Genomic DNA, 7,305 nt, shown 5'->3' with positions numbered 1-7,305 from the left:
CCGCGAGGAGAGCTTCCTACCGCACGGCACCGACGAGGCGGATTTCGCCGAAAGCCAGCCGGTGCTTTTGACCGTGACGCCGGACAATGCCAATGCGGCGACCGTGCGTTTCATCGTCGACGGCGCAGAGCCGCCGCCGGCCGATGCCTATGAGCGCATCGTCTTCATGTTCGACGGTCATGACCAGGAGCAACTGGACACCGCCCGTGCGCAGTGGAAGAAGCTGAAAGGCGAGGGACATAACCTCACCTATTGGCAGCAGACACCGGAAGGGCGATGGGAGAAGAAGGCCTGATCGTTCGCTACGACGCTACTGCGGCGCGCGTCTTTCGAGAGCCGCAAAGGACGCTGTAACACTTTGAATTGCTGCATGAAGCCGTCCAGCTTCGCTCTCCCGCCAGCGAACGCCGCTACCGTTTCGAATCTTTATCCTCGTCAAGGTTTGTCAGGATATTGAGGGGTACGATCCCGCCAGCACTTTCCGATGCGTCGAGCGCCTCGACTGCCAAAACATGCTTTCCATTCGGGCTGACCAAAGCGAATGCCCACGCCTTGTCGGCAAAGGTGCTGACCGGCATTTCCGCCCAGCCGGCTTGATGCACAAGGCGTTCGGCATAATAAGCCTTGATGGTCTGCGGGTCGGTGGTGCTGACAAGATTGCGCGCCAGGATACGCATGGACTTCTCTCCGAACCGCCCTTCCAGCTGGCCCAGCACCTTGCGGGTGGCCTGCCAATCCTGGGCCTGGGTCGCCGATCCGAAGGAATATTCCTCGGATCGGGAAATGCCCGGTGGATCAGGCGGCATGACGACCTCTTCGCCCGAACATGCTGCAAGGCCGAGAAGCGGCACCACAAGGATGCCAATCTTCAACACGCGGAAAAATCGGCCCTTGCGGCCAATTTTGTTGCTCATGAGCGGCTGCCCCCGAACACTATTGCCATAGGCCGGCAAATCTTGCCGGTTTCTATGACGTTATTGCGACGCTCAGTCGTGGAAGGCGTCGACGAATTTCCGCTTGCCGAGCATGAAGGCATCGGCGACGTGGCGCAGCGGCGCGAGATCGACATCCGATTTACCGGCCTTGATGAATTCGGCAAAGCGACGGTAGAGCGAGGGATATTCCTGCTCCGGCTCGGCGAATCTCAGCGCGCCGTCGATCAAAAGCTTGGCGCCGCCCTCGGCGAGCACCATCTGGCCGGCTGCCGTTTCCGCGACGATGTCCCAGCTCTGCTTGCCGGTCTGGCGCCAGTCGAATTCGGCGTGAACCGGCAAGCCGTCCGCATTGCGGAAGTGAATGTCGGCCGCGATCGGTGCATCGCGATTCTCGGGAAATTCGAGCACGGCCTCGGTGATGAAGATCGGCCGCGGCAGGATATGGGTGACGATCGACAGCGCGTTGATGCCGGGATCGAAAACGCCGAGGCCGCCGGCCTGCCAGATCCATTCCTGGTTCGGATGCCAGTGGCGGACATCCTCCTTCCAGATCACATGCACGCTTTTGATCGTCGTCGCGGCAAGAAACGCCTTGGCCGCCTCGACGCCCGGTGCATAGCGCGAATGCCAGCTGGCAAAGAGCGACGCACCCTGCTTGTTTGCCAGCGCTTCGAGATCGGCCACTTCGCTGAGCGTCGCGCCGGGCGGCTTTTCCAGGAAGACGTGCTTGCCGGCAACGAGCGCCTTATAGGCCGCCTCGTAGCGATATTGCGGCGGCATGCAGAGCGAAACGGCATCGATCGAGGGCTCGGCGTCGAGCATCGCTTCGATCGTCGTATAACTCTTGACGCCTTCGACCGTGCCGTGGCGGCTCGCCGTGGCGACGAGTTCGAAATCCGGGTTCTTGGCGATGGAGGGAAGGTGCTGGTCGCGGACGATCTTGCCGACGCCGACGATGGCGAGATTGATAGGAGACATGGTGTTTCGCTCGAGCCTGTATGAAAAGTATGATTATTGACGCGTTTGTATCAGAAAGAGGCGTGCCGACAAGCTCTCCTCCTTCATTCTATCGCATGATGGTTTGGCGAAGGAAGCTGTAACCCATCGCCGCGCGGGCGGCGCGCTCTTCGGAATTGCCGTCGCCGCCATGCCCGCCGGAGCCGAATTCATGGAAGAGCGGCCGGTGTCCTTCTTCCTCCAGTCGCGCGGCAAAGCGGCGCGCATGCGAGGGATGCACGCGGTCGTCATTGGCCGAGCTTTCGATGTAGATCGGCGGATAGCTGACCTTGGTCGCCGGCCCGACATTGTGAAGCGGCGAATAACCGAGCATGAAGTCCCGGTCCACCGGCGTCTCCGGATCGCCATATTCGTCCATCCAGGCTTGCCCTGCGCTGAACAGGTGGAAGCGTGTCATGTCGAGAACCGGCACCTGGCACCAGACGGCGCCGAAATCGTCAGGATAGCGTGTCAGCATCACGCCGGTCAGCAGACCGCCATTGCTGCCGCCCTGGCAGGCGATCCGCGACGGCACTGTATAGCCGCGGGCGACGAGATCGCGCGCGATGGCGACGAAATCGGCAAACGCCCGGTCTCGCCCTTGCCGCTTGGCGCTGCGATACCAGTCGGGCCCGAATTCGCCGCCGCCTCGAATATAGGCCTGCACATAGGCGCCGCCTTGTTCCAGCCAGCGTCCTGTCACGCCGGAATAGCTTGGCGACAACGGGACATCGAAGCCGCCATAGCCGTAAAGCAGCACCGGCAGCGCGCCCTTGGTCCATTGCTTCGGCAGGACCAGCCGGTAGGTAACCCTCGTTCCGTCCTCGGAAACAGCCTCCAGCAGTTCGGATGACATATCGGTCGCATCGAAATAGCTCGGCGCCGCGGCGACGAAAACCGGCTCGGCCTCTTTGCTGCGATCCGACAGTTCGAGACGGTAACAGACGGGCGGCTGCAGGAAGCCCTGGCCGACGATGTGGAGCGTATCGTCGCCAAGATGTAGATCGGCATGGAGCGGCCTGAAGTGAGCCGTCTGCATATCCGCCGGCAGTGCGATCTCCCGCTGCTCAGCATCGGGCCTTGTCAGGTCCAGCACCATGAGACGCGGACGCAGCCGATCGGAGATGATGAAGACGCACCACTCCTGCATCAGCATCATCTGCGCGATGGACTGGCCCTCGGCAGGCTGAAACAGGATCCGCTCCGGCCCGAGCAGGGCCGTCTCCGAGGCGGGATCGAAGCGTTGCAGCACGAGGCTGCCGGTCGCAACGCGCTCATCGGTCTTTGCCCGCCAAAGGCAATGATCATGATTGAACTGGAAATCGGCTTCCTTAGGCAGATCGATGCGCCGCTGTGTGCCGTCGCTGGCGATCAGGAAAGCGCTCGCGACGCCGATCTCGTGGGCGGCGACGAAAATATCGATCAATCCGCGATCCGCTGAAGCGCCTGATAGGGCAGGGTCGATGACGAGATTGAAGCCGTAGACGTCCTCGTCTGCTGCTTCGAACATGACGGTGGCATCTTCCGGCCGCTGCCCGCGCTTCAATCGCCGTCCGACGCGCGGCCATCCGGAGCGGGTCGCCGAAAATCTGTCTATGGAACCAAAATAGCAGATTTCGTCACGGCTCAGCCAGGTGGCATGCGATCGTGCGGCCGGTGTATCGAAGCCGCCCTCGACGACCTGTTTCCGCTCGGCGTCGAATTCGAGCAGCCGGAGAAGATCGGAGCCGCCGTCCGAAAGCGTGAGCAGCACCCGCGTCGGCTCCCATGGGCAGGTGACGGCGCCGCGCCAATTCCAGCGCTTGCCTTCCCTGACGCAGAAGGCGTCGAGATCGAAGACCGGCTCCCAGGCGGCGTCCGGCAGCGGCTCTTGGTCTGCCGGCAGGCGGAGCCAGATGCCGAGAGGATTGTCCTTGCTCTGGCGGAAATCGAACAGCCACTCGCCTCGGCGCATCGGAACGATCAGCCTGTCCTGCCGCTCGATCAGCGCCTTGATCGCGTCGCGATCTCTCTCGAATTCAGGTGTTCTCAGAGCCGCGTCGGAAACCCGGTTGTGCTCGTCGATGAACTGGCGGGTGCGCGGATCGTCGTCCGTTTCGAGATGAAGGTTCATATATGACCTGCCGGCTTCTGTTGACGTCGGACAGATCTAGGCAGCCGGTCCCGACTTGGCAACCCGCCTTGCAGCGCCGCGCGTCTCTTCAGACGCGCGAAGGACGCTGTAACACTTTGAATCTAAGCATCGGCCCGATGCGCTAGCGGATCGTCACGAAATCGGCCGAGGCGACGACGGTGTTCGGCACCTCGGTCTTCTTGAATTTCAGCGTCACCCTGTGGCTATCCCGCCATCGCTTCTTCGTATTCGGCTGACAGCATCAGCCAGTCTTCCTCGGCGGCAGCGAGTTTTGCCGCGGCCTCGCCGCGCTGCTTTGCCTTCTCGGCGGCCTTGGCTGGCGTCTTCTCATAAAGGGCCGGATCCGCAAGTTCCGCGTCAAGCGCCTGAATCTGTTTCTCCAGCTTCGCCGTCAAGGATTCGATTTCGTTGATCTTTTTCCTGAGCGGCGTCAGCGAGGCGCGACGTTCGGCATTGAGCTTGCGCTGGTCGGCCTTCGACGTCGCGTCTTCAGTTAGCTGCGGCTTTTCTTCTTTTTTTTTACCTGAGGTGACGATGAGGTCGCGGTACTCGTCCATATCGCCTTCGAAGGTCGTCACCGTACCGCCATTGACCAGCCACAGCCGATCGACCGTCGCCTCGATTAGGTGACGATCGTGCGAGATCAGGATGACGGCGCCTTCGTAGTCGTTCAGCGCCTCGATCAGCGCGCGGCGGCTATCGATGTCGAGGTGGTTGGTCGGCTCGTCGAGGATCAGCAGATTGGGTGCATTGAAGGCGGCAAGCCCCATCAACAGGCGGGCTTTTTCGCCGCCGGAAAGATCCTTGGCGGCCGTCGCCATCTTCTCGGTCGCAAGCCCCATCTGGGCGACGCGGGCGCGCACCTTGGCTTCCGGCGCGCCCGGCATCAGTCGGCGCACATGCTCCACCGGCGATTGCTCGGGGATGAGGTCGTCGAGCTGGTGCTGCGCGAAGAAGCCGATCTTCAGGCTCGGCGCGATCTTCACTTCACCGCTCTCCGGCGCCAGACGGCCGGAGATGAATTTGGCGAAGGTCGATTTGCCGTTGCCGTTCGAGCCGAGCAGGGCGATGCGGTCGTCATTGTCGATGCGCAGATTGAGGTTTTTCAGGATCGGATTGCCGGGCTCGTAGCCGACGGCGCCGCTCTGGATCGCGACGATCGGCGAAGCCGGCTGCTTTTCCGGCTCAGGAAAAGTGATCGGCTGTACGTGGTCCTCGATCACCGCGGCGACCGTTCCCATGCGCTCCAGCGCCTTGACGCGCGATTGTGCCTGCCGGGCCTTGGAAGCCTTGGCCTTGAAGCGATCGATGAAGCCCTGCAGATGTTTGCGTGCCGCGTCGTTCTTGGCCTTGGCCTTGGTCTGCAACTCGTCGGCTTCCGCTTTCTGCCGCTCGAACTGGTCGTAACCGCCGCGATAGAAGGTCAGCTTCTTCTGGTCGAGATGGACGATCGCATTGACCGCGTTGTTCAGAAGGTCGCGATCGTGGCTGATGATGATGACGGTGTGCGGATAGCGGCGGACATAGTCTTCCAGCCACAGCGTGCCTTCGAGGTCGAGATAGTTGGTCGGCTCGTCGAGCAGAAGCAGATCCGGCTCGGAAAACAGCACGGCGGCAAGGGCGACGCGCATGCGCCAGCCGCCGGAAAAGGAGGAGGCGGGGCGGGCCTGCGCGTCCTTGTCGAAGCCGAGGCCGGCAAGGATGCTCGCCGCGCGCGCTTCGGCCGAATGCGCGTCGATATCGACAAGACGCATCTGGATTTCGGCGATGCGATGCGGATCGGTCGCCGTTTCCGCCTCGGCAACGAGAGCGGTGCGTTCCTTGTCCGCGGCAAGCACGATCTCGATCAGGGCGTCCTCGGTCGCCGGCGCTTCCTGCGCCACCTGGCCGATGCGTGCGGCCTTGGGGATCGACACCGTTCCGCTCTCCGAGCCGAGATCGCCGGTGATGACGCGAAACAGCGTGGACTTGCCGGCGCCGTTGCGCCCGACGAGCCCAGCCTTCGTGCCTGAAGGCAGCGAAACGCTGGCATTGTCGAGAAGCAGGCGCCCGGCGATGCGGGCGGAAATATCGGTGAGCGTGATCATGGCCGGCGTTTTGGCCGAAAGCGCCCGCCAAGGCAAGAGCGCTTGTCAGTCCTGGAGCATGATGCCCAAAAGCGGGAGTGGTTTTCGGACCTCCGGCCGGATCTAGCGGCCGAAAGCCTGCACCGGCAGTCGGGGGTTCGACTGCGCGGCGAGAAGTGCCACGCGGGCATTGGCCTGCAACTGTCCCGGAGTTGCCGCATCGGTGCTGAGCGCCACGCCGATCGAGATGGTGAGCCTGCCGGGATCGGCCTTGTCGGATGTCGCGAAGACCAGATTGTCCTCGACGGAGGCGCGCAGGCGTTCGGCAATAGCAATCGCATCCTGCATGCCGACATTGGAAAACAACAGGGCGAATTCGTCAGCCTCGGTGCGAGCGACGAAATCGTTTTTCTTGACCGACTTGCTGAACAGGCCGGCGAGCTTCTTCAGGAGCTTGTTGCCGGCCTGGGTGCCGTATTTGTCGTTGAGATCGGTGAAGTTGTCGATATCGACCATGATCAGCGCGCTGCCGGCGGCACCTTCTTCTCGCTTGTAGAGATCGGCGATCGTCCGGTTCAGTGCGATGCGGTTTGGAAGTCCGGTGATCCTGTCGGCGATCGCGGCCGATTGCATCGCCGAAATGCCGCGCTCCAGGGTTTCCAGCGTCTTGATATCGTCCTGCAGCTTCGCGCCGATTTCCATCTCCGCTGCAAGAACGGTCGAAAGCGAGGCAGTGAGGTAGTCGACCTCGCTGAGGAAGGCGGCAAGGCTCTGGTCGTCGTGGGACACGGATTTCAGGATCGTGCCGCAGGCGCGCGCAAAGGCGTTCCTGTGCTTCAGCCCTTCGGCAAGCCTTTCCGCCACGTCGCGCAGCATCCGGCTCGCCTCGTTTCGGGATGTCACGCCCGCCAGCCCGCAATGGCCGACGAGGCGGTATTTCAGGCCGAGTTCGTCGAGCATCGGCTGCTGCGGCTGGGACCCGAGTGCCGCGATATCCTGCGCAAGGCCGGCATTCAGCCCGACGATCGCCTCGTGAAAGAGTTCGTAATTGCGCGGGAGTGACGCGACGTTGAGGCGCGCCATGTGCTGGGCGATCTTCTGGATATCCGCCATCGGCGCGGCGCGCGCAGCCTCGCGCGGCACCAATGCGTTTGCGCTTGCATTCTGCATGACG

General features: G+C 62.4%; 6 protein-coding genes. 1 reads left to right on the top strand and 5 read right to left on the bottom strand.

Features of this window, described 5'->3' with window-relative positions; translation table 11 throughout:
- Positions 1-295: DNA polymerase III subunit chi (locus FY112_RS02825; protein WP_151517610.1), on the top strand; the 295-nt coding region annotated here is incomplete at its 5' end.
- A gap of 115 nt (positions 296-410) precedes the next feature.
- On the opposite strand, the gene FY112_RS02820 is transcribed toward FY112_RS02825, so the two are convergent.
- From FY112_RS02820 to FY112_RS02800, 5 genes are all read right to left on the bottom strand, one after another.
- Positions 411-914, bottom strand: coding sequence for a hypothetical protein (locus FY112_RS02820; RefSeq protein WP_131629258.1), 504 nt, complete (start codon positions 912-914; stop codon positions 411-413).
- A gap of 72 nt (positions 915-986) precedes the next feature.
- Positions 987-1,913, bottom strand: coding sequence for a Gfo/Idh/MocA family oxidoreductase (locus tag FY112_RS02815; protein ID WP_151517609.1), 927 nt, complete (start codon positions 1,911-1,913; stop codon positions 987-989).
- A gap of 88 nt (positions 1,914-2,001) precedes the next feature.
- Positions 2,002-4,044 carry a prolyl oligopeptidase family serine peptidase gene (locus FY112_RS02810; protein WP_094086306.1) on the bottom strand — a complete coding sequence of 681 codons (2,043 nt, stop codon included), beginning with the start codon at positions 4,042-4,044 and terminating at the stop codon, positions 2,002-2,004.
- A 224-nt stretch (positions 4,045-4,268) separates the two neighbouring features.
- Entirely contained in the window at positions 4,269-6,152 is a 1,884-nt protein-coding gene (gene abc-f, locus FY112_RS02805) for a ribosomal protection-like ABC-F family protein (protein ID WP_017959822.1), read from the bottom strand.
- A 102-nt stretch (positions 6,153-6,254) separates the two neighbouring features.
- Complete coding sequence (locus FY112_RS02800; RefSeq protein ID WP_131708404.1) at positions 6,255-7,301, bottom strand: GGDEF domain-containing protein; 1,047 nt, start codon at positions 7,299-7,301, stop codon at positions 6,255-6,257.
- Between the last annotated feature and the right edge of the window lie 4 nt (positions 7,302-7,305).

Source organism: Rhizobium sp. PEPV16, from assembly GCF_008919455.1.
GTDB classification, from domain to species: Bacteria; Pseudomonadota; Alphaproteobacteria; order Rhizobiales; family Rhizobiaceae; genus Rhizobium; species Rhizobium leguminosarum_Q.
This window is presented reverse-complemented; position numbering and strand designations above follow the sequence as displayed.

Coding starts and splice junctions, on each gene's coding strand:
- FY112_RS02820 (WP_131629258.1), bottom strand. CDS start 914: ATGAGCAACAAAATTGGCCGCAAGGGCCGATTTTTCCGCGTGTTGAAG.
- FY112_RS02815 (WP_151517609.1), bottom strand. CDS start 1,913: ATGTCTCCTATCAATCTCGCCATCGTCGGCGTCGGCAAGATCGTCCGC.
- FY112_RS02810 (WP_094086306.1), bottom strand. CDS start 4,044: ATGAACCTTCATCTCGAAACGGACGACGATCCGCGCACCCGCCAGTTC.
- abc-f (WP_017959822.1), bottom strand. CDS start 6,152: ATGATCACGCTCACCGATATTTCCGCCCGCATCGCCGGGCGCCTGCTT.
- FY112_RS02800 (WP_131708404.1), bottom strand. CDS start 7,301: ATGCAGAATGCAAGCGCAAACGCATTGGTGCCGCGCGAGGCTGCGCGC.